The 24,344-nt window shown below is 73.2% G+C and carries 25 protein-coding genes; 10 read left to right on the top strand and 15 right to left on the bottom strand.

Annotated elements, in window-relative coordinates:
- Positions 1-139: 139 nt before the first annotated feature.
- The 5 genes from ACFRU2_RS14295 to ACFRU2_RS14275 all read right to left on the bottom strand — a co-directional run bounded on the left by ACFRU2_RS14295 (position 140) and on the right by ACFRU2_RS14275 (position 3,614).
- Positions 140-838, bottom strand: coding sequence for a DUF4191 domain-containing protein (locus ACFRU2_RS14295; protein WP_250743562.1), 699 nt, complete (start codon positions 836-838; stop codon positions 140-142).
- A gap of 10 nt (positions 839-848) precedes the next feature.
- The gene (locus ACFRU2_RS14290; RefSeq protein ID WP_266909348.1) at positions 849-1,046 is read right to left on the bottom strand and encodes a hypothetical protein; all 198 of its coding nucleotides are present in this window, start codon (positions 1,044-1,046) and stop codon (positions 849-851) included.
- Between the two features lie 237 nt (positions 1,047-1,283).
- Positions 1,284-2,231, bottom strand: a complete 948-nt coding sequence (lipA, locus tag ACFRU2_RS14285) for a lipoyl synthase (protein ID WP_250743564.1) — start codon at positions 2,229-2,231, stop codon at positions 1,284-1,286.
- 119 nt (positions 2,232-2,350) lie between these two features.
- Positions 2,351-3,148: a lipoyl(octanoyl) transferase LipB gene (lipB, locus tag ACFRU2_RS14280; protein ID WP_382971791.1), complete on the bottom strand. Its 798-nt coding sequence runs from the start codon at positions 3,146-3,148 to the stop codon at positions 2,351-2,353.
- A gap of 88 nt (positions 3,149-3,236) precedes the next feature.
- Complete coding sequence (locus tag ACFRU2_RS14275) at positions 3,237-3,614, bottom strand: hypothetical protein (RefSeq protein WP_382971789.1); 378 nt, start codon at positions 3,612-3,614, stop codon at positions 3,237-3,239.
- Positions 3,615-3,787: 173 nt separating this feature from the next.
- Between ACFRU2_RS14275 and ACFRU2_RS14270 the strand changes: the two genes are divergently transcribed.
- Positions 3,788-5,287, top strand: a complete 1,500-nt coding sequence (locus ACFRU2_RS14270; RefSeq protein ID WP_382971787.1) for a regulator — start codon at positions 3,788-3,790, stop codon at positions 5,285-5,287.
- A 326-nt stretch (positions 5,288-5,613) separates the two neighbouring features.
- Here ACFRU2_RS14270 and ACFRU2_RS14265 read toward each other — a convergent pair whose 3' ends face one another.
- From ACFRU2_RS14265 to ACFRU2_RS14255, 3 genes are all read right to left on the bottom strand, one after another.
- Positions 5,614-6,864, bottom strand: coding sequence for an FAD-dependent oxidoreductase (locus ACFRU2_RS14265; RefSeq protein ID WP_382971785.1), 1,251 nt, complete (start codon positions 6,862-6,864; stop codon positions 5,614-5,616).
- A gap of 186 nt (positions 6,865-7,050) precedes the next feature.
- A complete protein-coding gene (locus ACFRU2_RS14260; RefSeq protein ID WP_382971784.1) occupies positions 7,051-7,944 on the bottom strand; it encodes a TIGR01777 family oxidoreductase in 894 nt (297 codons plus the stop codon).
- A gap of 52 nt (positions 7,945-7,996) precedes the next feature.
- Positions 7,997-8,704 carry a VIT family protein gene (locus ACFRU2_RS14255; protein WP_382971782.1) on the bottom strand — a complete coding sequence of 236 codons (708 nt, stop codon included), beginning with the start codon at positions 8,702-8,704 and terminating at the stop codon, positions 7,997-7,999.
- A gap of 76 nt (positions 8,705-8,780) precedes the next feature.
- Here ACFRU2_RS14255 and ACFRU2_RS14250 point away from each other — a divergent pair, with 76 nt between their 5' ends.
- Together ACFRU2_RS14250 and ACFRU2_RS14245 are read left to right on the top strand one after the other, a co-directional pair.
- A complete protein-coding gene (locus tag ACFRU2_RS14250) occupies positions 8,781-9,920 on the top strand; it encodes a PP2C family protein-serine/threonine phosphatase (RefSeq protein ID WP_382971780.1) in 1,140 nt (379 codons plus the stop codon).
- A gap of 121 nt (positions 9,921-10,041) precedes the next feature.
- Entirely contained in the window at positions 10,042-10,236 is a 195-nt protein-coding gene (locus tag ACFRU2_RS14245; RefSeq protein WP_382971778.1) for a hypothetical protein, read from the top strand.
- A gap of 39 nt (positions 10,237-10,275) precedes the next feature.
- Here ACFRU2_RS14245 and ACFRU2_RS14240 read toward each other — a convergent pair whose 3' ends face one another.
- Entirely contained in the window at positions 10,276-10,539 is a 264-nt protein-coding gene (locus tag ACFRU2_RS14240; RefSeq protein WP_250743574.1) for a hypothetical protein, read from the bottom strand.
- 106 nt (positions 10,540-10,645) lie between these two features.
- Here ACFRU2_RS14240 and ACFRU2_RS14235 point away from each other — a divergent pair, with 106 nt between their 5' ends.
- Entirely contained in the window at positions 10,646-11,017 is a 372-nt protein-coding gene (locus ACFRU2_RS14235; RefSeq protein WP_266958508.1) for an ArsC/Spx/MgsR family protein, read from the top strand.
- Here ACFRU2_RS14235 and ACFRU2_RS14230 read toward each other — a convergent pair.
- The 3 genes from ACFRU2_RS14230 to ACFRU2_RS14220 form a co-directional block, all read right to left on the bottom strand.
- Positions 11,014-12,126 carry a serine hydrolase domain-containing protein gene (locus tag ACFRU2_RS14230; RefSeq protein WP_382971775.1) on the bottom strand — a complete coding sequence of 371 codons (1,113 nt, stop codon included), beginning with the start codon at positions 12,124-12,126 and terminating at the stop codon, positions 11,014-11,016. The two genes, ACFRU2_RS14235 and ACFRU2_RS14230, sit on opposite strands and share 4 nt — an antisense overlap.
- A 213-nt stretch (positions 12,127-12,339) precedes the next feature.
- The gene (locus tag ACFRU2_RS14225) at positions 12,340-13,266 is read right to left on the bottom strand and encodes a ketopantoate reductase family protein (RefSeq protein ID WP_382971773.1); all 927 of its coding nucleotides are present in this window, start codon (positions 13,264-13,266) and stop codon (positions 12,340-12,342) included.
- On the bottom strand, positions 13,263-13,970 hold the full coding sequence (locus tag ACFRU2_RS14220) for an NADPH-dependent F420 reductase (RefSeq protein WP_382971771.1): 708 nt from the start codon (positions 13,968-13,970) through the stop codon (positions 13,263-13,265). The genes ACFRU2_RS14225 and ACFRU2_RS14220 overlap by 4 nt, the downstream gene beginning before the upstream one ends.
- A gap of 162 nt (positions 13,971-14,132) precedes the next feature.
- Here ACFRU2_RS14220 and ACFRU2_RS14215 point away from each other — a divergent pair, with 162 nt between their 5' ends.
- Positions 14,133-14,732: a hypothetical protein gene (locus ACFRU2_RS14215; protein ID WP_382971770.1), complete on the top strand. Its 600-nt coding sequence runs from the start codon at positions 14,133-14,135 to the stop codon at positions 14,730-14,732.
- 139 nt (positions 14,733-14,871) lie between these two features.
- Here ACFRU2_RS14215 and ACFRU2_RS14210 read toward each other — a convergent pair whose 3' ends face one another.
- Positions 14,872-15,801 carry a Gfo/Idh/MocA family protein gene (locus ACFRU2_RS14210; protein WP_382971914.1) on the bottom strand — a complete coding sequence of 310 codons (930 nt, stop codon included), beginning with the start codon at positions 15,799-15,801 and terminating at the stop codon, positions 14,872-14,874.
- A 280-nt stretch (positions 15,802-16,081) separates the two neighbouring features.
- Between ACFRU2_RS14210 and glnII the strand changes: the two genes are divergently transcribed.
- The 3 genes from glnII to ACFRU2_RS14195 all read left to right on the top strand — a co-directional run bounded on the left by glnII (position 16,082) and on the right by ACFRU2_RS14195 (position 20,238).
- Positions 16,082-17,101 (top strand): glutamine synthetase, encoded by a 1,020-nt coding sequence (gene glnII / locus ACFRU2_RS14205; protein ID WP_250743581.1) that lies wholly within the window; start codon positions 16,082-16,084, stop codon positions 17,099-17,101.
- A 547-nt stretch (positions 17,102-17,648) separates the two neighbouring features.
- The gene (locus ACFRU2_RS14200; RefSeq protein ID WP_382971768.1) at positions 17,649-18,242 is read left to right on the top strand and encodes a winged helix-turn-helix domain-containing protein; all 594 of its coding nucleotides are present in this window, start codon (positions 17,649-17,651) and stop codon (positions 18,240-18,242) included.
- Positions 18,243-18,387: 145 nt separating this feature from the next.
- Positions 18,388-20,238 (top strand): serine/threonine-protein kinase, encoded by a 1,851-nt coding sequence (locus ACFRU2_RS14195; RefSeq protein ID WP_382971766.1) that lies wholly within the window; start codon positions 18,388-18,390, stop codon positions 20,236-20,238.
- 80 nt (positions 20,239-20,318) lie between these two features.
- On the opposite strand, the gene ACFRU2_RS14190 is transcribed toward ACFRU2_RS14195, so the two are convergent.
- Positions 20,319-21,824, bottom strand: coding sequence for a PepSY-associated TM helix domain-containing protein (locus ACFRU2_RS14190; protein ID WP_382971764.1), 1,506 nt, complete (start codon positions 21,822-21,824; stop codon positions 20,319-20,321).
- A gap of 73 nt (positions 21,825-21,897) precedes the next feature.
- The gene (locus ACFRU2_RS14185) at positions 21,898-22,704 is read right to left on the bottom strand and encodes a hypothetical protein (RefSeq protein ID WP_382971763.1); all 807 of its coding nucleotides are present in this window, start codon (positions 22,702-22,704) and stop codon (positions 21,898-21,900) included.
- Positions 22,705-22,770: 66 nt separating this feature from the next.
- On the opposite strand from ACFRU2_RS14185, the gene ACFRU2_RS14180 reads away from it, so the two are divergent.
- Positions 22,771-23,436, top strand: a complete 666-nt coding sequence (locus tag ACFRU2_RS14180) for a rhomboid-like protein (protein ID WP_382971761.1) — start codon at positions 22,771-22,773, stop codon at positions 23,434-23,436.
- Positions 23,437-23,469: 33 nt separating this feature from the next.
- On the top strand, positions 23,470-24,285 hold the full coding sequence (locus ACFRU2_RS14175; protein WP_382971759.1) for a tyrosine-protein phosphatase: 816 nt from the start codon (positions 23,470-23,472) through the stop codon (positions 24,283-24,285).
- The last annotated feature ends 59 nt before the right edge of the window (positions 24,286-24,344 follow it).

The following is a 24,344-nucleotide window of genomic DNA, read 5'->3' as shown; positions in this document are numbered from 1 at the left end:
GATGGCCCAACCATTTGTCGAGCCCCTGGGGAGAGGGAGAAAGGAAAAAAAGAAAAAAAGAAAAAAAAAAAAAAAAAAACCCCCCCCCCCCTCCCCCCTCCCCCCCCCCCCCCCTTCTGTGTCGTATACGAAAAGCGGATCAGCGCATCTTTCCGCCGCGCGGCATGCGCATCCCCTTGGGCATCGGGCCCTTCGGGATCGGCATGTTGCTCAGCAAGTCGCCCATGGCCCGCAGCTTGTCGTTGACCTGGGTGATCTGGGGCCCGGAGAGCACACGGGGCAGCTTCATCAGGGTCGTACGGACCTTCTTGAGCGGCACCTCGCCCTCGCCCTTGCCCACGATGAAGTCGTGGACCGGGATGTCGGGCATGATCCGGGCCAGCTTCTTCTTCTCGTTCGCGAGCATCGGCTTCACCCGGTTCGGGTTGCCCTCGGCGATCAGGACCACGCCGGCCTTGCCCACGGCACGGTGGACGATGTCCTGCTGCTTGCTCATCGCGACGGCAGGGGTGGTGGTCCAGCCCCGGCCCACGTTGTCCAGTACGGCCGCGGCCGCGCCCGGCTGTCCCTCCATCTGTCCGAAGGCGGCCGTCTCGGCTCGCCGTCCGAAGATGATCGCCATCGCCAGGAACGCCACCAGGAAGCCCAGGATGCCCAGGTAGACCGGGTGGTCGATCAGGAAGCCGATCGCAAGAAAGACACCAAAGGTGACGATTCCCACGCCCGCGACGATCAGACCGACCTTCGGGTCGGCCTTGCGCGTCATCTTGTACGTCAGGGCGATCTGCTTCAGTCGCCCGGGGTTCGCAGCAGTCTCTGCGTTTGACTTCCTCGCCATGCAGCGAAGTTTACGTGGCCTTCTCGGTCCGGGTCGCCGCGGCCTCGAGTACGTGCTCGGTTTCGACCCGGTCCTGGGCCCTGCGGCGGTCTTCGAGGACGGCCGTCCAGGCGTTCCGGCGGGCGCCGCTCATGAGCAGCGACTCCAGGCCGCGGACGGCGTCGGTGAAGGAAGGAATGGCGATGGCGCGTACGGGCGCGGCCTGCATGGTGTCGACCCTTTCACGGTGCTCACGTCGGGGGTGGCCAAGCGTGTGTGCGGTGCGTCGAACAATCGTCACTGACTGGTGTTACCAGGGCGTGACCGACTGGTCAAACAGTGATGAAACCTTGATGCGGCCCACCGGACTCTCGTCTAGCAAGAGCCTAGGGGCCGCATCGATGCGGTGTTACCCGTAAGTAAGACTTTGTGCGCGAGTTCACATACCTCCCGCACCACGCGTCACTCAGACCGTCGCGCGCTTCTCCATCGCCTGCTGGTAGAGGCGGCCGGCGCGGTACGAGGAGCGCACCAGCGGACCGGACATGACTCCGGAGAAACCGATCTCCTCGGCCTCCTGCGCCAGCTCCACGAACTCGGCCGGCTTCACCCAGCGCTCGACGGGGTGGTGGCGCGGCGAGGGCCGCAGGTACTGGGTGATGGTGATGAGCTCGCAGCCCGCCTCGTGGAGGTCCTTCAGCGCCTGGCTGACCTCCTCGCGCTCCTCGCCCATGCCCAGGATCAGGTTGGACTTGGTGACCAGGCCGTACGCACGCGCCTGCGTGATGACGTCCAGCGAGCGCTCGTACCGGAAACCGGGGCGGATGCGCTTGAAGATGCGCGGCACCGTCTCGATGTTGTGGGCGAAGACCTCGGGGCGGGAGGCGAAGACCTCTTCGAGCAGCTCCGGGACCGCGTTGAAGTCCGGGGCCAGCAGCTCGACCTTGGTCTGGCCGGCCGCGCGCTCCGCCGTCTGCTGGTGGATCTGGCGCACGGTCTCCGCGTAGAGCCAGGCGCCGCCGTCCGCCAGGTCGTCGCGCGCGACGCCCGTGATGGTGGCGTAGTTCAGGTCCATCGTGACGACGGACTCGCCGACGCGGCGGGGCTCGTCGCGGTCCAGCGCCTCGGGCTTGCCCGTGTCGATCTGGCAGAAGTCGCAGCGCCGGGTGCACTGGTCGCCACCGATGAGGAAGGTGGCCTCGCGGTCCTCCCAGCATTCGTAGATGTTCGGACAGCCGGCTTCCTGGCACACCGTGTGCAGTCCTTCGCCCTTCACCAGGGCCTGCATCTTGGTGTACTCGGGACCCATCTTGGCCCGCGTCTTGATCCACTCGGGCTTGCGCTCGATGGGCGTCTGGGCGTTACGGACCTCTAGGCGCAGCATCTTGCGTCCGTCGGGTGCGACTGCGGACACGACCGGCTCCCTGTGACTTCGATTCTTCGGCGCCCACCAGGGTACGCCCGTAATTTCATACGCTCTTACGTCGGCCAACCTGCGGGCGGCCCGACCCATTCCCCGGCGTCCTCCCGGGATCAGCCCGCGGCGGGCTCTATCTCCCGCGGCCGCGGCTCCGCCTGCTCCAGTACGTCCTTCAGGTGCCGTTCGATCACCGGCAGCACCTCGGCGATGGTGATGTCACGGCCCAGTTCGTACGAGAGCGAGGTCACACCGGCGTCCCGGATCCCGCAGGGGATGATCCGGTCGAACCAGGTGCTGTCGGGGTTCACGTTGATCGCGAAGCCGTGCATCGTGACGCCCTTGGCGACCCGGATGCCGATGGCTGCGAGCTTGCGGTCCTCACGGCGCTGGCCGGCGTTGGACGGGGCGTACTCGGGGCCGTTCAGCCGGGGGTCGAACTCCTCGTCGTGCAGCCTCGGGTCGAAGTCCAGCGAGAGACCGCCGATCTTCGGGCGCTCCTCCACCGGGTCGCCGAGCACCCAGACCCCGCTGCGTCCCTCGACGCGGGTGGTCTCCAGGCCGAATTCGGCGGCCGTGCGGATCAGCGCGTCCTCCAGGCGGCGGACGTGGGCGACCACGTCGACCGGGCGGGGCAGCTTCATGATCGGGTAGCCGACCAGCTGGCCCGGGCCGTGCCAGGTGATCTTGCCGCCGCGGTCCACGTCCACGACGGGCGTGCCGTCGAGCGGGCGCTCGTTCTCGGCGGTGCGCCGGCCGGCCGTGTAGACCGGCAGGTGCTCCAGCAGCAGGCAGGTGTCCTCGATCTCGTCCGCGAAGCGGGCCGCGTGCACCCGGCGCTGCTCTTCCCAGGCCACCGTGTACTCGACGGCCTCCGGACCGAAGCCCATGCGGACAAACCCAAGCTCAGCCACCGCGGCGCCTCCTCGTTGAACCTGCCGACGAACTTGCTGTGTGCACCTATCGCACCAGCCAAGGGTACGGCGGCCCCCGCGGGCCCCGTCAGCCGCCCGTCCCGGACCCGGCGCAAGGCCCGGGATCCGGGGGATCCGGGGAATCCAGGGGGTCGGGGAGGTCCGGGGGGCCGGGGAGCTGTTTCGGCCGTCTGCGGCCCTTCGGCGGCCGGTCCGGGTCCTCGTCCGCCCGGGGCAGCCGGCGGTGCCCCTCGGAATGGTCATTCACCCAGCCGCAGACCCCGCACGCGTAGCGCCCGTCGAGACCCGCGATGTAGGTCCCGCAGCGCCGGCACTCCGCCTCGGTCAGCTCGGGCGCGGCCAGCTCGGGCACGTGCGGCGGAGCCGTGGACTCTGCGTGGCTGCCCTCGCCGTCGGGGCGCTCGCAGCTGCCGGGGTGAGGCTCCCCGGTGGGCCGGCGGGTCATGGGGCGCAGCGTACGCGGGTGGAGGGGGTCGGTCCGTAAAGAGACCCACCGGTTCTGCACACGATCGGATGAATGTGGGACAGAGAGGGCGGTACGGGCGAGGTTCGCCGCTACATTCACGCCGTTCACAGGGCCGGGTCTCCGGTCCGTCACGTCAGGAGACCGTGGAGCCGATGACGGAACGACCTGCCCAGCGTGTCCCCAACCGGCAGCTCTCGGCACTGATCGCCGAGGCCGGGTTCTCCAACGCCGGGCTCGCCCGCCGTGTCGACCAGCTCGGTCTGGAGCACGGTCTCGATCTGCGGTACGACAAGACCTCCGTGACCCGCTGGCTGCGCGGGCAGCAGCCGCGCGGCACCACCCCGGCGCTGATCGCGGAGGTGTTCACCCGGCGCCTGGGACGGCGGCTGTCGGCCCAGGACCTGGGCCTGGACGCGTGCGCCCCGGTGTACGCGGGGCTGGAGTTCGCGGCCACCCCCGAGGAGGCCGTCGACATCGCGAGCGGCCTGTGGCGCAAGGACTCCGGTTCGCACGCCGAGCTGCGCAAGATCGCCTTCACTCCGGCCGGGCTGGTGGTGCCCAGCCGGGACTGGCTGATCGGGCGGGCCGACGAGCGGGTCGGCCGGGGCGCGGAGCAGGCCGCCTTGCGCGTTCCCGAGCAGGGCCGGTCCGAACAGGGCCGCCTCGATCAGGGCCGCCTCGATCAGGGCCGTCCCGTGTCCGGCCGGGCCTCGGTGCCCCGGCAGCGGCAGATCGACCGCGGTCCCGGGCAGCGGGTGACGGGTGGTGACATCGCGGCGCTCAGATCGGTGGGCGAGCTGTTCCGCACCCTGGACCACGCCTACGGCGGCGGCCATGCCCGCCAGGCCCTGGTGCGGTACCTGGAGCACGAGGCCGAGCCGATGCTGCGCGGCACCTACGGGGAGACCACCGGGCGCCGGCTGTTCTCCGCCGCCGCCGATCTGACCCGGCTCGCGGGCTGGACCTCGTACGACATCGCCGCGCACGGGCTCGCCCAGCGGTACTTCGTCCAGGCGCTGCGCCTGGCCCAGGCCGCCGGGGACCGGCCGTACGGGGCGTACGTGCTGATCACGATGAGCCGGCAGGCGGTCTACCTCGGCCACGGCCGGGAGGCGGTCCAGCTGGCCCGGGTGGCGCAGCAGGGCGTGGGCTCCGGGCCGCCGCCGGTGGTGCAGGCGCTGCTGCACTCGGCGGAGGCGCGCGGGCACGCGGTGCTCGGGGAGGTCAGGGCGTCGACGGCCTCGCTGGTGCGGGCCGAGCGTGCGCTGGGCGCGGCCCGGCCGGGGGACGACGTACCGCACTGGGCGCGCGACTACGACGAGGCGCAGCTCGCGGACGAGTTCGGGCACTGCCACCGGGACCTGCAGCAGTACCGGGCCTCGGCGCAGCACGCGGAGCGGTCCCTGCAGCTGCGGGCGCCCTCGTACGCGCGGTCGCGGCTGTTCTGCCGGGTGGTGCTGGCCACGGCGCGGCTGGGGCTGGGCGAGCTGGACCAGGCGTGCGCGCTGGGCGCGGAGGCGGCGCAGCAGGCGATGGAGATGCGGTCGGTGCGGGCGGTGGAGTACGTACGGGACTTCGAGCGGCGGCTGGAGCCGTACCGGGACGCGTCCGCGGTGCGGGGGTACCGGGACCGGGTGGCCGCCTTGTCCTGACCCTGCGGGTCGGCTGGGGCTGCGCCCCCGGGACCCGGGGGGGGCCGCGCCGTGGTGCCCCTGCGGGTCCGCTCCCGGGGCTCCGCCCCGGACCCCGCGCCTCAAACGCCGGCGGGGCTGATTTTGCCCTGCGGGCAACCGCCCCGAGGGGGGTGATTGCCCGCAGGGCGGTGCTGCCCTGGTGGGTGGTTGCCCGCAGAGCGGTGTTGCCCCGGTGGGTGGTTGCCCGCAGAGCGGTGTTGCCCCGGTGGGTGGTTGCCCGCAGAGCGGTGTTGCCCCGGTGGGTGGTTGGCCGCGGGGCGGTCTTGACCCGGTGGGTGGTTGGCTCAGGCTGCCACCGGGAGGGTGGCTTCCGGGGCGGTCGGGACGGGGATGCCGAAGTCGCGCAGGACGGCGGCGGCGGCGCGGCGGGCGGAGCGCAGGGCCCCCTCGACGGTGTTGGTGTCCCGGTGGTCGCCGCACACGTACAGCCCGGCCAGGACCCTGACGGTGCGCCGGGTGTCCTGCGCCGGCGGCATGGCGGGTACGGCCTCGCGGGTGTGGTGGACGGCGAGCAGGTCCCAGTCCCGGGTCGCGGTCTCGTAGAGCCGGGCCAGCCGCGAGGCGACCGTCCGGGTGGGCGGCGGCGGGCCGAGCACGGTGGTGGTGACCAGGCTGCGGCCGGCGGGGGCGCGCGTCGGGTCGACCGCGCTCATCACCGCGGTGTGGGCGACGGGCCAGTCCGGGTCTCCGTCCAGGAGCAGCGAGCCGTCCCAGGGGAGCGGGGTGGTGGTGGCGTGGTGGATCACGGTCACCTGGTGGAAGGCGGGCACGCGCAGGCCCGGGAGCAGTTCGGCGGCGGCCCGGGCGCCGGTGGCCAGGACCGCGGAGCGGCAGCTGAAGTCGCCGTGTTCCTCGGTGGTGACCAGGTTGGTGGCGACGGAGCGGACCCGGACCCCGGTGCGCACAGTGCCGGGCGGCAGCGCGGCGGCGAGCAGTCCGGGCAGGGTGGCGGCGCCTCCCTCGGGTACGGCGAGGCGGCCGCGCGCGAAGGTGCGCAGGGCCAGGTCGGCGACGCGGCTGGAGGTGGTGAGTGCGGGGTCGCGCAGGAGCGCGGCGAGGAGCGGGCGCAGCGTCGTACCGAGACGGCTGGAGCTCAGGGCTGCGTGCGCGGTGCGCTCGGGGCGGGCCAGCAGGCGTTCCTCGGGCAGGGCGGCGAGGCGGGCGAGCGCCGCGCCGATCCGGGCCTGGTCGAGGGAGCCGCTGGTCAGGGCCCGGGCGGGGGTGAGGGCGCCGGCGCGCAGCGTCCTGCCGTCGCTGTGGACGAGGGCGCCTGGCGCGAAGCTCTTGAGGACCAGGCCTTCCAGGCCCGGGGTGCGGGCCGGTTCGGTGTAGGCGGTGTTGAGGAGCTGGCCGATCCGGTCGAGCCGGAAGCCGTCCACGGTCTCGGTGGCCATCCGGCCGCCGGCATCGGCCGCGCCCTCCAGGACGATGACCGTGACCCCGGCCGCGATCAGGTGGTGCGCTGCCGCGAGTCCGGAGACTCCGGCTCCTACGATGACCACGTCCGCATGGTGTGCGTGTGCGCTGTTGAGCACGTGCCCCTCCCCGAGGTCGGCCCGGCTGTGTGGGGAACCTCCTTCCCCCAACGGGGTCCAGCGGAACCCGAGTTGGTCGGACCATTACGGGTGATGCGGTCAACTTCGGTCGCACGGCGGTCGCATTCGGCGTAACCACGCCTCGATGTGTGCGCCGGGGCGCTCCCCCCGGAGCTCCGGGTCGTTTCAGGCCTCCAGTGCGGCCCTGATCGACTCCTCGATCCCCGGGTACCGGAAGACGAACCCGGAGTCCAGCAGCCGGGCGGGGCGCACCCGCTGACTGCCCAGCACGTCCTGGGAGAACTCCCCGAGCACCACGCGCATGACCGGCGCGGGCACGGCGAACACCGCCGGGCGGTGCAGGACCCGGCCCATCGCGGCGGTGACCTCGCGGTTGGTCAGGGGCTCGGGGGCGGTCAGGTTCACCGGCCCCGTCAGGGCGGGCGTGTCGAGGATGTGGCGCAGGGCGGCGATCTCGTCGTGCATCGAGATGTGCGACCAGTACTGGCGGCCGCTGCCGAGGCGGCCGCCGATCCCGGCCTTGAAGATCGGGAACAGCTTCCCCCAGGCCCCGCCCTCGGCGGAGACGACCAGTCCGGTACGGGCGTACACGGTCCGGACCCCAGCCTCCCGGGCGGGCGCGGCGGCGGCCTCCCACGCGATGCAGACCTCGGAGAGGAACCCCTCCCCCGCGGGGGCCTCCTCGTCGACCGTCCGGTCGCCCGTGTCTCCGTAGTACCCGATGGCGGTGCCGCAGACGAGCGTCGCGGGCGGCTCGTCCATGGCGGCGACGGCCGAGGCGATGGCGGCCGTCCCCTTGACCCTGCTGTCGCGGATCTCCCGCTTGTAGGCGGCCGTCCAGCGGTGGTCGCCGACCCCGGCGCCGGCGAGGTGCACGACGGCTTCGCAGCCGGCGAGTCCGGCTGGGTCCACGTACCCCCGCGCGGGGTCCCACCGCGCCTCACCGGGCCCGGCGGGCTCGCGCCGCACGAAGCGGACGACCTCGTGTCCGTCGGCCTTCAGTGACCGCCCGAGGGCGCTGCCGATGAGCCCGGTGGCACCGGTGACTGCGATACGCATGGGCCCATCTTGGCAGCGCCCGCCGGAATCCGGCCCCACCGGCCCCACCGGGTCAGGTGGCCGCGCCCAGCCAGGTGCCGACCGCGTAGGTCACCGCCATGGCCAGGGCGCCGCCGGCGACGTTGCGCAGGATCGCCCGGGCGGGAGGCGCCCCGCCCAGCTTCGCGCTGAGCACCCCGCACAGGGTCAGGGAGAGCAGGACCGCGACCACGGTCACCGGGACCCGCTGCGTCGCCCCCGGCAGGACGATCGCCAGCAGCGGCAGCAGCGCCCCGACCGTGAACGCCACCAGGCTCGCCAACGCCGCGTGCCAGGGGTTGGCCAGCTCGTCGGGGTTGATCCCCAGCTCCACCCGTGCGTGCGCCCGCAGGGCGTCCCGCTCCGTCAGTTGCTCCGCGGCCTCCCGCGCCACCGGCTCGCTCAGCCCCCTGCCCACCAGCAGCCCCGTCAGTTCCTCCAGCTCCTCCTCCGGCGACTCCTCCAGCTCCCGCCGCTCCAGGTCCAGCGCCGCCTTCTCCGAGTCCCGCTGTGAGCTGACCGACACGTACTCCCCCGCCGCCATCGACAGCGCGCCCGCCAGCAGCCCGGCGACGCCCGCCGCCAGGATCGCCGTCCGCGAGGTCGTGGCGCCGGCGACGCCGACCACCAGGCCCGCCGTGGAGATGATCCCGTCGTTCGCCCCGAGCACCCCCGCGCGCAGCCAGTTCAGCCGGGTACTGATCGCCGCGCTCTGCGCCACCGCACCATCCGCTTCCGTCACGCCACCACTGTCGCGGGCGCCGCCGGAAGGAGCCACCCGGCGTGCGCGCCCCCGGTGCCGGGATCAGGGTGGAGGGGTGAGACGCCGACGCGAGGAGCCGGGCTGGCTGCGCGGGGCGCCGCCGCCGCGCTGGGCACGCCTCGCGCCCGCGGTGGCCCTCGTGGTGCTGGTGCTCGTCCAGCGCATCACCCCCGGCGACGTCGAACTGGGCTACTTCCTGGCCGGGCTCCCCCCGGTCGCCGCCTTCGCCTACGGGGCCGCGGGGACGGCCGTCTTCGCCGCGGTGGTGCTGGTCCTCGTCGGCCTGCCCTCGCTCGGGATCGCCCACGCCCGGGGCTCCGACCTCGCGACCGTCGCGGTGATCGGGCTGCTCAGCGTGGTGGTCGCCTGGGTCCGAAAACGCCGCGACGCCCAGCTGGTGAGCGTGCGCACCGTCGCGGAGGCGGCGCAGCTCGCGGTCCTGCCGCCGGTCCCCGAACGGGTCGGCGCGGTCGGGTGCGCGGGCCTCTACCGGGCCGCCCAGCACGGCACCCTGGTCGGCGGCGACCTGTACGACGTACGGGTCGGGCCCTACGGCGTGCGCGCGCTGGTCGGCGACGTCCAGGGCCACGGTCTGGCCGCCGTCGGCACCGTGGCCTCGCTGCTCGGCGCCTTCCGGGAGGGGGTGCTGGACGACGCGGAGCTCACGACGGTGGCGGCCCGGCTGGACCGGCGGCTGCTGGCGGACGCGGCGGCCGAGTCGGTGGCGCACGCGGAGCTCTTCGCGACGGCGGTGCTGGTGGAGTTCCCGCCCGGGCTGGACCTCGTACGGATCGTGTCGTGTGGGCATCCCCCGCCCCTGCTGCTACGGGGTTTCACGGTCTCGGAAGTCGACGTGGACCCGGGGCCTCCGCTGGGCCTGGGCCTGGCCGGTCCCACCCCGGTGGAACCGGCCGAGCTCCGGCTCGCCCCCGGGGACCGGCTCGTGATGTATACGGACGGGGTGACCGAGGCCCGGGACACGGCGGGGAACTTCTATCCGCTGGCCGCGCGCGTGCCCGTCCTGGCGACCGATCCCGCGGGGCTGGCCCCGGCGGTCTGGCGGGACTTGCGGTCCTTCACCGGGGGCGGGCCGCGCGATGACGTGGCTCTGCTGGTGCTGTCCCTGACCGCGGACCGGGACGGGGCGCGGGACGCGGCGCAGAGCGGGAAGAAGCGCGGCCCCGGCATGCGGTGACCACCCCGTACTGATCGCATGACGAAACGACGACAAACGGCAAAATTCGGCCATTTGGATCAATTTCCATGTTTCGCTCGGGTCTTCCAGCCCTTCGAGCACGGAAACCGAGGCCCATTCGATGCGCGCACCGTACAAGCACAACCAGCGGATCACCGCGGTCATCGCGGCGGCCGGAGCCGTCGCCCTGATCACCGGCTCGATCGTGCTCGGCCTCGCCGGGGAAGACGCGGCGGCACAACCGGATGCATCGCAGAACCAGCAGATCGAGGCTCCGGCCCCGCTCACGGCCGGCTCGGCCCCCGAGGCGGGCTGAGGCCCACCGGCCCGCCTCGGGGGCCTCCCCCTGCCCCGCCTACCCGGCGTCGCGGATGAAGGAGCGGACCATCTTGCAGGTGACGTTCGACGGCCGGCGGATGCCCGTCCGGACGGCCATCGTGCGGATCTTGCGGTTGGTGGCGCGCTGAGCGTCATACGTGCCCGAGTCGAGCAGCGATATCGCCAGCCGCATGGCCTTCAGCCGCCGGTTGTGGCTCTCGTACCACTCGCGGGGCAGCCCCGCCGGCAGCGGCTTCTTCTTGACGGGCTCGATGGTGTGCAGGGTCATGGCAGTGGCCATCTACAGCCTCCCAAAGGCAAGTTGGCGTCCTGTCCTTCTCCTTGAATTTTACCGGCGACCACTGACAAAGGACCTGGCCAGGCGGCGCCTCGCTAAGCTTTCGGGCATGGAGATCTGGATCAATCCCGCCTGCTCGAAGTGCCGTAGCGCCCTGACCCTGCTGGACGCGGAGGGCGCCGAGTACACCGTCCGCCGCTACCTGGAGGACGTGCCCTCCGAGGCCGAGATCCGCGAGGTCCTGGGCCGGCTGGGCCTGGAGCCCTGGGACATCACCCGCACCTCGGACCCGCTGGCCAAGGAGACCGGCGTACGGGACCTGCCGCGCGAGGAGACCGAGGAGGCCCGCGGGGCCTGGATCAGCCACCTGGCGGCCCACCCGAAGCTGATCCAGCGCCCGATCATCACGGCCGAGGACGGCACGGCGGTGGTGGCCCGCTCCGAGGAGGCCGTCCGCGAAGCCCTCTCCCGCACGGCCTAGGCCGCGGAGCCCGCGGAGCCCGTGAAGCCCGCGTTCACGAACTCCACGACGCGTCCGATCTGCTGGTCCTTGGACGTGCCGGGCTTCGGGTTGTGGGCGTAGACGAGGCGCCGGCCGGCCTGCTCGGTGGCGAACACCCCGGTCGACCAGCCGGGGCCGGAGCCCGTCTTGCCCCAGACCACGGTGCCGGCCGTCTCGTGGCGCATCAGGCCGGCCGCGCTGAAGCAGGCCCTCGGCGACAGGCAGGTGTTCCCCTTGGCGTTGGGCACGTCCGGAACCTCGTACAGGTGCCGCTGCTGAGCGGGCGGCAGCAGCCGGCCGCCCAGCAGGGCCGCCATGAAGCGGTCCAGGTCGGCCGCGGTGGAGACCAGGCCGCCCTCCGCCCAGAACCTGGCCATCCGCGGGTCCGTCGACATCCGGGTCCGATGCAGCCCCAGCGGGTGCACGATGCGGCGCTGCAGCTCCTCCCCGTAACTCCGGCCGGATATCCGCTCCACGAGCAGGCCCGCGACGAAGCTGTTCGTCCCGTTGTACTGCTGGACCGTGCCCGGCGCGGGTGTGCGGCCCGGTCGGGCGGCCGCGTCCGCCGCGAACGTGTCGAGCACCATGGTGCGCGGATCCGCGGACTCGCTGGTGAGCATCGGCAGGTCGGCGGTGTGGTCCATGAGCTGCCGTACGGTCACCGCGGCATAGGCATCGGGTATCAGGTCGGGCAGGTAGCGGCGCACCGGCGCGTCGATCTCCATCCGGTGCTCCGCGACGAGCCGCAGCACCAGGGCGTTCGTGAACAGTTTGGTGACGCTGCCGATCGGGACCTCCGCGTCCGCGGCGACCGGCCCGCCGGTCCCGGTCCACGGCGTGCGCAGCCCCGCACCGGACAGCCGCACCAGGGCCCCCGTGGAGACCTCGTCGGGCAGGGAGGCCAACAGGGCCCGCAGCGCGGCGGGGTCCTGGGTGGCCGCCCGCTCGGCGTGGGCCGCGGTCGCGGCTGAGCCCGCGGACCCTCCGGGCGCGGCCAGTGCGGCCGGGGCGCCCGCACCCACCGTGAGGACCGCCAGGGCGATGCCGGTGACGGCGATCCGGCGGAGGGTGCGGGGGCGTGCGTTCATCGGTGGCTCCTGGAGAAGGCGACTCGGTGGGCTCTGACACCAACACTCCGCCACCCGGCGCGCGTTGCCCATCGGTGATCACCCTGACCAGACCCCGAGGCCACCCCGAAGGGGACCGTTCGACCGGCCCTGTGGCCGGCCGCGCAGACCCCCGGCCGCCCCGCCCGACAGCCCTGCCCAGCCACCCCACCCAGACCGCCCTGCCCAGCCGCCCTACCCGACCGCCGCCACCCGCCGCTCGTGGACCCGAAGCTGGACGGCCGCGAGGTCGAGGAGCGGGGTGGGGACGGCGAGGGCGCGGGCCCGGGCGGACAGGTCGCCGAGCACGTGCTCGACCTCCGTCGGGTGACCGGCGAGCAGGTCCCGGTACAACGACGGGGTGAGCGGCGAGTCCGGGGTGGCCAGCGTCCGGGCGGTGAAGCCGAGTTCGGACTCGGGCACCGGGTACCCCGCGGCGGCCGACACGGCGGCCGCCTCCGCGAGGACCGCGAGGCCGAACTCGGTCCCGCCGGGCACGGCGTTGACCTCGCCGACGGCTCCCCGCGCCAGGCAGGTCACCGCCGCCAGCGTGGTGATGAAGACCCACTTGTGCCACATGGCGCCGATGATGTCGGGCACTTCGGGGGTGTCGATCCCCGCCCCGGCCAGCACCTCGCGCACGGCGTCCACCCGCGCCGAGGGACGGCCGTCGCGTTCGCCGGTGAGCACCACGGTGGGCGGAGCCATGCGGAGGATGTCGCCGTGCTCGTTCAGGGTGGTGACCACCTTGGCCACGCCGCCGAGCACCGCCTCGCCCCCGAACCGGTCCGCGAGGTGGTCGAGGTGGGCCATTCCGTTGAGCAGGGGCAGGATCGCCGTCCCGGGTCCGACCGCCGGTGCGAGGTCCCGGACCGCCGCTTCGAGGGAGGTGGACTTCACGGACAGCAGGACGAGATCGTACGTCTCCTTCAGCGCGTCGGCGGTGACGAGCCTCGGCTCGAGCACGATCTCCTCCCCCGGGCCGCTCACCCGCAGCCCGCGCGCCCGCAGGGCCTCGGCCCGCCGGGGGCGCACCAGGAAGGTGACGTCCCGGCCGGCCAGGGCGAGGCGCGCGCCGAAGTAGCCGCCCGCGGCGCCGGCTCCGACCGTCAGGATCCTCATCCGGCGGAGCCCGTGGGCCGGACGGCCTTGGCCAGGGCGATGCGGACGACCGCGGCGTCGGCAACGGTCCCGGGGTCCTCGGCGAGGCCCCCCGGACGGGCCGGGTCCTCGGCGTACGGGAGGACGTACACGGGCGTGTCCCGCTGGAAGCGCCAGCTCTCGGCGAGCTCCCCCGCGTCGACCGCGTCGTAGCCGAGCAGGTCGAGGAGACGGGTGGCGGACGCGCGGGCGGCCGGATCCTCGCCGGCGATCGGCAGGGCCGAGCGGTCCGGGGAGCCGGCCGGGCGGGCGAGGGCGAGCAGGTGCTTGAAGTAGATGTTGTTGAACGCCTTGACGACCTGAGCCCCTGCCAGGTGTTCCTGGACGAGCCCGCTGGTGGTGGTCTCCTCCGCCTCCAGGGCGGGGAAGACCCCGTCCCGCTGGGGGTAGTAGTTGAGCGTGTCGAGCACGACCTTGCCCGCCAGTACGTCGGCGGGGAGCTCGCGGTAGCTCCCGAGCGGGATGGTGGCCACGACCCAGTCGCCGGCGGCCGCCGCCTCGGCGGGAGTGGCGGCCCGGGCCCGCGGGCCGAGCTCGGCGACCAGAGCGTCCAGTGTCTCCGGCCCCCTGGAATTACTGAGGACCACGTCCAGCCCCGCGTCCACGGCGAGCCGCGCGAGGGTGCTTCCGATGTTGCCGCTTCCGATGAGTCCAAGAGTTGCCATGCGGGGTTCAAGTCGCCCGCGATCCACGGTATTCCACCACTGCGGCACCGGAGTGAGACCCCGTCCTCCCCGCTCCCGCCAGGGCCCTTCACCTGGGCCCCACCTCGCGCCTCGTAGGGTGGGGCCAGCACAAAGGGGACGTACCGCACCAAAGGATCCATCGTGAACGAGCAGCAGCACCCGCGGCCCACCACGCCCGGCGAGCCTCCGGTGCCGCCGTCGCCTCCGGTGCCGCCCGCGCCTCCGAGCTTCCCCGCGTCCCCGATCCCCCCGCTCCCGGCGCCCCGGCGCGGCGCCGACTGGATGTTCGGCGGGGTGTACGGGACCGTCCTCGCGTCCGGGCTGCTGGCCGCGCTCGACCAGAAGGGCGGGGAGTACACCCCCTTCTACGACGCCAGCTGGGTGCTCGTCACCGCCGCCACCGCCGGGCTCGCGCACGGGTACTCGCACCACATGAGCACGCATCAGGCCGGCTCCGCCGGGCACCGGTGGCGGATCCTCGGGCGGGCCCTGTGGAACGAGTGGCCCATGATCGCGGCCACCCTGCCCACGGTCCTGCTCCTGCTCGTCGCCGGACTCACCGAGTGGGACTCGCACGGGGTCACGGCCGTCGGGCTCGGCGTGAACACCGCGATGCTGTTCGCCTGGGGCGCCTTCGTGGCCATCCGGGTCGGCTACAAGCTCGGCTCGGCACTGCTCATCGGCGTCGCCGACGCCACGATCGGACTGGCGATCATCGCGGCCAACGCGGTCATCAAGTAGGGGCGGGCAGCAGAACGGCCAGGCCGCGTGCCGGACAGCCGCTCGGGCCGAACGGGCCGGACGGGCCGGACGGGCGGAACGGGCCGGACGGGCCGGACGAAGACCCCGTCCGGCCCGAGCGGCGGAACCCCGAGGGGGCTCACTCCGGCAGCTGGCCCTCCGCCTCCGCCAGGATCTCCGTCAGCCGGGCTCCGAACTCCGCCCCCCGTACGTCCGGCACCCCCGTGCGGGCCGAGGTGAGGAGTGCGTCCAGGGCGCGGCCGTAGGCGCCCGGGACGTTGCTCCACTCCGGCAGGCCGAAGACGCCCTCGGTCCCGCGCAGCTCCAGCCCCACGCCGGCGGCCGCGCGCGGGGAGCTGAGGCTGAGCACGGCGGTGCTGGCCGCGCCCGTGGTGTGCCGCAGGGCCAGCTGGACCACGTCGGCGGGGCCGCGGGTGGCGCTGACCTCGGTGACGTCGCCGAGGACCGGGATGAGTACGGACAAGGCGTGCGGGCCCACGTCCCACAGCCCGCCCTTGGCCTTGCGCCAGGGCGAGTCCGCGTAGGCGCTGGGCTCGCCGTCGGGCGGGAAGACCGCGCCGAGCCAGTGCGCGGCGGCGGTGAACCAGCCCGTGCGTTCCGCCTGCTCCGCGACCCAGCCCGCGGTCGGCTCGGCGAAACGCAGGGTGAGGAAGACGACGGAGGCGACCCGGTGCTCGGCCACGGCCGCGGCGACCGCGCGGGCGTCCGCCGGGGTCGTGGCGACGGGCTTGTCGAGCAGCAGGTGACAGCCGGCGGCGGCCGCGCGCACGGCGAGCGGGGCCTGGATGTCGGGCGGGAGCGCGAAGGCCACGGCATCACAGTCGGCGAACAGCGCGTCGGGGTCTTCGTACACCTTCACCCCGTACTCGCGCGCCAGTTCGGCCGCGGCTTCGGGGCGCCGACCCCAGACTCCGGCGAACTCGGAGCCGTGGTGCGCGGCGAGGGCGGGGGCGTGCGTGCGGCGGGCCCATGGGCCGGTGCCCAGCAGCCCGATCCGGGGGCGGGGCCCGGGAGCGGCCTCTGCGGCGGCATCTCCGGCGGACGTCAAATCGTACGAAATGCTCACCCGCCCAGTCTGCCCCACCCGGACGGGTGTTCCGACGCCGACCCTCTCGACCACGCCCACCTGCGGCGCAAACCTCGGTAACACGGGGTTCACACACGGGCAACGGAAGAGAAATCGCAAGCGGGCACTCTGCGGTCTACACCGCAGAACGAATGTCGCAGTACGCGAGCCACAGGGACGTGAACCGCCGTACGCGATCCGCAGGACGCAGCGCAGCACCCGCAGAGTCTGCGCCGGAGCGACGCACCGAAGGATGGGGCCCGTGAGCTACAAGGCTGAGTACATCTGGATCGACGGAACCGAGCCGACGGCGAAGCTGCGCTCCAAGACCAAGATCATGGCGGACGGAGACGCGCTGCCGATCTGGGGCTTCGACGGTTCGAGCACCAACCAGGCCGAGGGCCACGCCTCCGACCGCGTACTGCAGCCGGTGTTCACCTGCCCGGACCCGATCCGCGGCGGCGACAACGTCCTCGTCCTGTGCGAGGTCCTGAACATCGACATGACCCCGCACGAGTCGAACACCCGCGCGCTGCTGCGTCCGATCGCCGAGAAGTTCGCCGCTCAGGCGCCGATCTACGGCATCGAGCAGGAGTACACCTTCTTCGACGGCACCCGCCCGCTCGGCTTCCCGGTCAACGGCTTCCCGGCCGCGCAGGGCGGCTACTACTGCGGCGTCGGCTCGGACGAGATCTTCGGCCGCGACATCGTCGAGAAGCACCTGGACCACTGCCTCGCGGCGGGCCTGGCGATCTCCGGCATCAACGCCGAGGTCATGCCCGGCCAGTGGGAGTTCCAGGTCGGCCCGGTCGGCCCGCTGGAGGTCTCCGACCAGCTGTGGATCGCGCGCTGGCTGCTCTACCGCACCGCCGAGGACTTCAACGTCTCCGCGACGCTGAACCCGAAGCCGGTCAAGGGCGACTGGAACGGCGCGGGCGCGCACACCAACTTCTCCACGAAGGCGATGCGCGAGGACTACCGCGCGATCATCTGCGCGGCCGAGTCGCTGGGCGAGGGCAGCAAGCCGCTGGACCACGTCAAGAACTACGGCGCCGGCATCGACGAGCGCCTGACGGGCCTGCACGAGACCGCCCCGTGGAACGAGTACAGCTACGGCGTCTCGGACCGCGGCGCCTCGGTCCGCATCCCGTGGCAGGTCGAGAAGGACGGCAAGGGCTACATCGAGGACCGCCGCCCGAACGCGAACGTGGACCCGTACGTGGTGACCCGCCTCATCACGGACACCTGCTGCACCGCCCTGGAGAAGGACGGCCTGGTCTGACCCGGACCGCCCCCTGACACCACCCCGGGGCCCGTCCTCCCCCTCGGGGAGGGCGGGCGCCGCGCTGTCGGTGGGACTCCGGGGCGAGCAGCCGTCCCGGCCGGCGGTGTGGGCGGGGTCCTGGGACGGGTTCGCTCGCGATGCGATACGGGTCGACCGGAATGGAGTGGTACCGGCCCGTCGCTGGGTGGGTGACGGTTTGTCGGGATTGCAATGGTCCGTTCACGCCATGATCGCGGAATATGAGATTCCGATCCACGAAGTGAGACGGGGCCTGCCCCGGCGCCCTCGCATCTGCTTGAATGGGGCCATGGCCAGCTACTCGCACACCTCGACAGGTCGCAGCGACCTCGAGCCGTTCTGGCCTTCCCGTCAGGACCATGATTTCGACCGGGTGTGTTGCCGCGCGAAGAACGCGCCGGCCCTCTAAAGCCTCCGGGACCTCCAACCGACCTCCCCCAGGCCTTCGGTCTGCGCGGTACGACACAAGACGACGCCTTTACGTACGTCTCCTGCCGACTACTCCGCGTGAAAGAGCTGACCACTCATGGCGAACACCCGTTCCTTTGCCTCTGCCGCCTCCGCTGCGACCTCTCCCCTGACCTACCCGAGCTTCCCGCCCAGTCCGCGCCACCGCCTGCGAGCCGTGGACCGCGACGAGGTGGCTCGCGTCGTGGACTTCCTGCCGCCGGGCGCCACCTGGCTGCCCGCCCCCGCGCACACCCTGCCCTCCCTCCCCGGCCAGCCGCCGATGGTCGGGTACCTGGTGCTCGTACCGGCCGACCAGCAGCCGCCGATCGCCTTCTCCCCCCAGGCCGTTCCCGCCGCCCCGGCCCCCGGCCCGGCGGCCGTCACCGGTGACGCCCTGGTCCGCATCGACCCGGCGCAGCGCACCGCGGAGGTGGACGGCGAGGTCCTGGACCTGACGTACCTGGAGTTCGAGCTGCTGGCCCACCTGGTCGCGCACCCGCACCGGGTGCACAGCCGCGACCAGCTGGTGACCACCGTCTGGGGCTACGGGCACGTCGGCGACGGCCGCACGGTCGACGTCCACGTCGCGCGGCTGCGCCGCAAGCTGGGCGCCTCCCACCGCGGGGCGATCCAGACCGTCCGCCGCGTGGGGTACAAGTACGCCCCCTGACCGGGACGGCGGAACAGCGCCCGGCCCGTGCTCACGAGGGGGAGTACGGGCCCGTCAGGACAGGTCCAACTCGGGCCGCCACAAAGGGGACTTCTTCGCACATCCGTGCTGATCAGGCCCGGTCCCTGACGTAGGCTTTTCCGTCGTGACCATCGGAACCGGCAGCGTACTTGCCCCACTTGAGCCCCAGGACCCCCGCGAGACCGCCGGCTACCGGCTGATCGCCCGGATCGGCGAGGGCGGCATGGGCACCGTCTACCTCTCGCACACGCGCGGCGGGCAGCCCGTCGCACTGAAGCTGATCCGCCGCGAGTTCGGGCAGGACCCGGACTTCCGGAGCCGGTTCGAGCAGGAGGTCCGGGCCGCGCGCCGGGTGCAGGGCTACCACCTCGTACCGGTCCTCGACCACGACACCACGGGCTCCTCGCCCTGGCTCGCCTCGGTGTTCGTACCGGGAATCTCGCTGCACGACGCCCTGAACGCCTACGGTCCGCTCCCGCTGGAGGCCGTCTTCCAGCTGATCGGCTGCACGGCGCGGGCCCTCGGCTCCATCCACGCCGCGGGGGTCGTGCACCGGGACCTGAAGCCCGCCAACCTCCTGCTCGGCGCGGCCGGACCGTACGTCATCGACTTCGGGATCGCCCGGGCCGCCGACAGCACGCAGCTCACCCGCACCGGCGGGGTCATCGGCACGCCGCAGTACATGTCCCCCGAACACGCGCTGGGCGCCGAGGTCACCACCGCGAGCGACCTGTTCGCGGTCGGCCTCATCGCCGCGGTGGCGGCCACCGGCCGGCATCCCTACGGGGAGGGCGGGGCCACGGCCCTCGGCGTGCGCATAGCCAACACCGACCGGCTGCCCCCGGACCTGAGCGGCTACCCGACCGAGCTGAAGCCGCTGCTCGAGCGCTGTCTGACGGCGGATCCGGCGGAGCGGATCGGTACGGACGAGCTCGCCGCGATGTGCGAACTGTTCGCCGGGCGGCCGCTGAACGATTTCGACGGCTGGCTCCCGGAGCCGGTCGGGCTGGAGATCGCCCGGCGGGTACGGGCCGCGGAGAATCCGCCGACGCCGACGGCGACGCCGACGGTGGCGGGCGCGGCTGCCGCTGCCGCTGCGGACGGGGCGCGCGCGGGCGGGTTCGGTCCGGCCGGTTCGGCTGGTCCGGCCGGTTCCGGGACCGGGACGTCCGGCGCCTTCGGCGGGTTCCACGCCGCGGACACGGCGTTCGCGCCGCCCCGGCCCCCGGGGCCGCCGCAGCCGAACCACCCGGCGCCCGCGCCCGCGCCGGGTACGGCTCCGGGATCCGCTCCGGGCTCGAAGGGGTTCCGCGGCGGGCTCGTCGCCGCCTCCCTCGTCGCGGCCGTCCTCGCGGGAGCCGGCGCGGTCTGGCTGCTCGACCGGGATGGAGACGGAGACGGCTCCAAGGACGACGCGAAGGCACCCGCCGCCCGGCAGGAGACCCCGGCCGCGCCCGCGTCCGGATCGCCGGACCCGGCCACGGCGTCGTCCACCGCCCCGCCGAAGGCCTCGCCCTCCGCCTCCGCCGCCCCGAAGGCCGCGTACACCGTGGTCTTCCAGGACAAGCCCCTGACGCTGCGCGGGCCCTACATCAGCACCGGAACCCACGTCGACCTGGACGCCCCGCAGATCGTCCCCAACGGGAAGATCGGCAAGAACGAAGGAATGGAACTCACCTACCAGGCGTGGGGCGACAGGGCACTGACCTTCCTGACGGCCATGGGCAAGAGCCCCGGCGCCACCCCGGAGGAGTGCGACGACGCCGTCGCCACGAACCCCCTGGCCTCCACGCTGCCCGGTTCCCAACTGGAGAAGGGCAAGGAGCTCACGAAGGGCACCGTGCTGTGCACGGTGACCAGCGAGGGGAACCTGGCGATGCTGCGCATCACCGACGTCGTGCAGGAAACGGACAGCGGGTCCCTCAGCTCCATGCCCGACTACGTCACCACGCTCACGCTCTGGAAGAAGAGCTGACCGGAACGGAACGGGAAGGGCCGGGACCCCTTGGGAGGGGTCCCGGCCCAGCCAGGCGGCGCAGGCGCCGACGCCGACGCCTAGAGCTTCGCGGCGCGCCTCGAAGCCGCGAAGCCCAGCGCCAGGTCGCCCGCCAGGAACACCAGCAGGCTGATGCCCAGCATCGGTACGAACCAGCCCACGACGGCCGTCGCCGCGGCCAGCGGCAGCAGCACCGTCACCGGCAGCTTCCGCCAGGCCCCGCGCGGCTGGGGGCGGCCGGCCGAGAGCCCGCGCTCCTTGGTCGGGCGGCGCAGCCACCACATGCGGTAGCCCCAGACGACCATGAACATCACCAGGACCGCCAGCACGGCCAGGGCCAGCTGGTTGGCGAGGCCGAAGGTCAGGCCCATGTGCAGGTCGATGCCGAAGCGGGTCAGCTGGGCGAGCAGCGGGTGGTCGGCGAAGCGGAGTTCGTCCATGACCCGGCCGTCGGCGGGGTCCACGGCGACCGCGTCCAGGTGCACCGGCACCTGCTTGTCCTGCTCCTTGACCACGTAGCCCTTGCCCTGGGCGGGCAGGGTGATCCGCAGCGACTCGGTGACCCCGGCGGACCGGGCCGCCGCCACCGCTCCGTCGATGCCGATGGCATCGACCGGGGCGGGCACGGCCGCCGCCTGGTCACCGGCGGCCGCGCCGTGCCCGGCGTGCTCGCCGCCGGCGTCGGCGGCCGGGGCACCGGGGAGCTTGGCGGCCACGGCCGGGGTGCCCCCGCCGAGGCTGTCCTTGAGCTCCCCTATGTTCTCGCCGGCGTACCGGGACCAGGTCAGGCCGGTCACGGAGAGGCCGACGAGGCCGAGCACGATCCAGACGCCGGCGGAGCCGTGCCAGGACAGGGTCTTGCGGCGGCCGGTGGCCGTACGGTCGGGCAGGACGAGCGCGGCCTTACGGGCCCGCTTGCGGCCGATCCACAGCGCGAGCCCGCCGAGCGCGACCACCCACAGCCAGCTGGCGGCGAGTTCGCTGTAGTTCCGTCCGAACTCGCCGAGCTGCAGGCTGGAGTGGAACTCGCTCAGCCAGGCCCGCAACGGCAGCGCGTCACCGACGGTGGTGAGCTTCCCGCGGACCTCGGCCGTATACGGATCGACGAACACGGTGAGCGTCTCGCCCTCGGCGAGTCCCGGGCTCTCCATGATCACCCGGGTGGTGGCGTCCGCCTCCGGAGCGGGCCACACGGCGGTGACCTTGCCCTGGGGGGCGGCGTTCTCGGCCGCGGCGACCTGGGCGGCGAGCGGCTGCGCGCTCGCGCCGACGCGGTCGACCGTCAGTTGGTCGGCGTAGAGGATCTTCTCGGCCTGCCAGGAGCCGGCGTAGAGCAGGCCGGTGGTGGCGGCGACGAGCAGGAGCGGGGCGATCAGCACCCCGGCGTAGAAGTGCAGGCGCAGGAGCAGCGGCCGCAGGGCGGCCCAGGTACCGGGCGTGCGGGGCGGCGCGTGTTCGGCCGCGGGGCCTTCGGGCGCGGGGCTTTCGGCCGCGGGGCCTTCGGGTGCGGGGCTTTCGGGCGCGTCGGGGTCCGTTGCGCGGACCACGGCCTCGTCGAGAGACATGGGTGTCCTAGGTGTTGGCGAAGACAGGGGTGAGCGGCCCCGGGTCTCGCCGCCGAGGAGGTGCGCCGTTCGGTCAGGCGCGGGCGGGACGGCCGGGGGCCGTGATACGGATCCGTCCGCGCGCGGGCGGCCCGCGCCGCTCGGCGGTGTGAACGTGCACGGCTCCGCGCAACGTGCGCGGCCGCCGGTACCGGGCGGGCCGGAAGGCCGGCGCCTGCGGTACGGGGACTCCGCGCGCGCGGAGCAGGGCGAGGACCCGGGAGAGCGGCCGGGCGGCGAGCAGCGCCCCGGCGCCGAGGACGGCGGTGAGCCGGAAGACGGCGGCCTCGCCCCAGGCCAGCCAGAGCGCGCAGAACAGCCCGGCGAGGACGTGCGCGGCGATCATGCCGAGCCCGTCGTGGGCGTGGCCGGCGGCCATGTCACCCATGCCCGCCATGGCGGTCATGCCGTCCATCCCAGTCATGCCGTCCATGGAATGCACGCCGGCCGTGCCGCTCATGCCCTCCATGGACTGCATGCCATCCATGCCGCTCACGCCTTCCACGGAATGCACGCCGTGCGCGGCCGCGCCCTCCGGGACGGCACCCCCGCCCGTGACCGGGCCCGCACCCGCCCGGTGCCGGCCACCGGCCGTGGCGGAGAAGACGAGGTGCAGGGCCGCCTGTACGGCGAGCAGCGCGGCGGCGATGGCGAGGGGTCCGCGGCGGCGCCCGGCGGAGAGCCAGGCGAGCCCTCCGGTCAGCCCGAATGCGGACAGAAGGCCCAGTGCGGGAAGGTCCGTACCGGACATGTACGAATGCCCCGTCGCACCCAGTGCGACGGCCACCGCCGCGAAGAGTGCGGCCCGCAGGGCGCGCATCGGCGCGGGGCTGTGTGGCATGACCAGCGCATATTGCCATGGCCCCCCGCCTCGCCGTACGGCACCCCCGTGGCCGATCATGGACCGATGAGCCCCCTGTCCTTGACGGTCCCGCTGAGCGCGGTGTACACGGGCACGGTCCAGCTCGGGGCGTACGCCCTGGAGCGGCTGGATCCGGCGGCGCGGGAGCGGCTGCTGCGCCGGTTCTCCACCCACGCCGACAACCTGGACGCCGGCCGCTGGGAGACCTTGCCGGCCAGCGCCTTCCTCGTCGAGGAGCCGATGCCGCTGCCGTACGCGCTGCTGCTGGCGGCCGTCCTCGGGTACGCCGAGTACGCCTACGGGGCCTGGTGGGCTGCGGCCGCCTTCCTGTTCGGGCACGTCACGGCCACCCTGCTGGTCTACGGGGTGCTCCGCCGGACGGCCGGCCCCGGGACCCGCCGGGCGGTGGACGTGGGCACCAGCTACGGGTTCAACACCGTGCTCGGGGCGCTGACCTCGGCCCTTCCGCGCGGGCCGGTGCGCACCACCGCCCGGGCCGGTCTGCTGGCGCTGGCCGTCCGGCCGGTGCTGCGGCGGGAGCGGACCTTCACCGACGCCGGGCACCTGGTGGCCCTGGGGCTCGGCCTCGGGGTCTCGCTGGCCGCCGATTACCTTTCCGGAGCGAAATCTCCGAAAATCGTACGGATGACACGCGTCACCCAGCGCGCTTCATTCCGAGCCATCCAGTTCTCTGATCATTCGATTCTCTGATCATGTTTCTCTGATCACGTTGGAGCCGCCACGATGACCGTCACCACCGCCAAGACCGTCGCCAACCTCCGGGACCTCGGCGGCACCCCGCTCGCCGGGGGCCGCAGCGTCCGCCCGGGTCTGGTGCTGCGCTCCGGCCAGCTCGACCGGCTCGACCTCGACGTCGACCGGTCGGTGGCCGCGCTGGGCATCGGCACCGTCATCGATTTCCGTACCGGCGTGGAGCGCGGCGAACACCCCGACCGGGTGCCGGCCGGCGCCCGGCTGCTCATAGCCGACGCCCTGGCCGACAAGATGGCGGCCGACGCCGGGGGCGACGGCGGCCCGGGGAAGATACCCGCCGCCCAGCTCAAGGACATCCTGTCCGACCCGGTCGTGGCGGAGGAGCACTTGGGCGGCGGCAAGGTGCAGGCCCTGTTCACCAGCCTCTACCGCTCCCTGGTCAGCTCCGCCTCCGCGCAGTCCGCGTACCGGCTGCTGCTCACCGAGCTCGCCGATCCGCAGTCGGGGCCGCTGCTCTTCCACTGCACCGCGGGCAAGGACCGTACGGGCTGGGGCGCGACCGTGATCCTGTCGCTGCTCGGCGCCGACGACGAGACGCTGATGAGCGAGTACCTGTCGGTCAACCCGGCGGTGCGGATCGCCTTCGCCCCGATGATCGAGGGCTTCACGGCGGCCGGCGGCGACCCGGAGATCGCGCTGGCGCTGATCGGCGTCTACCCCTCCTACCTGGAGGCCGGGCTGGACGAGGTGAACACGCGCTACGGCTCGATGGAGAAGTACGTGCGCGAGGGACTCGGCGTCTCCGACGAGACGGTCGAGGCCCTGCGCGCCCGCCTGACCGTCTGAGTCCGCCGGACGAGCCGGTCCGAACATGCGCGCTGGGACCCGGTGACCATCCGACCATT

The organism is Streptomyces sp. NPDC056883, from assembly GCF_042788835.1.
Classification (GTDB): Bacteria; Actinomycetota; Actinomycetes; order Streptomycetales; family Streptomycetaceae; genus Streptomyces; species Streptomyces stoeckheimensis.
This window is presented reverse-complemented; position numbering and strand designations above follow the sequence as displayed.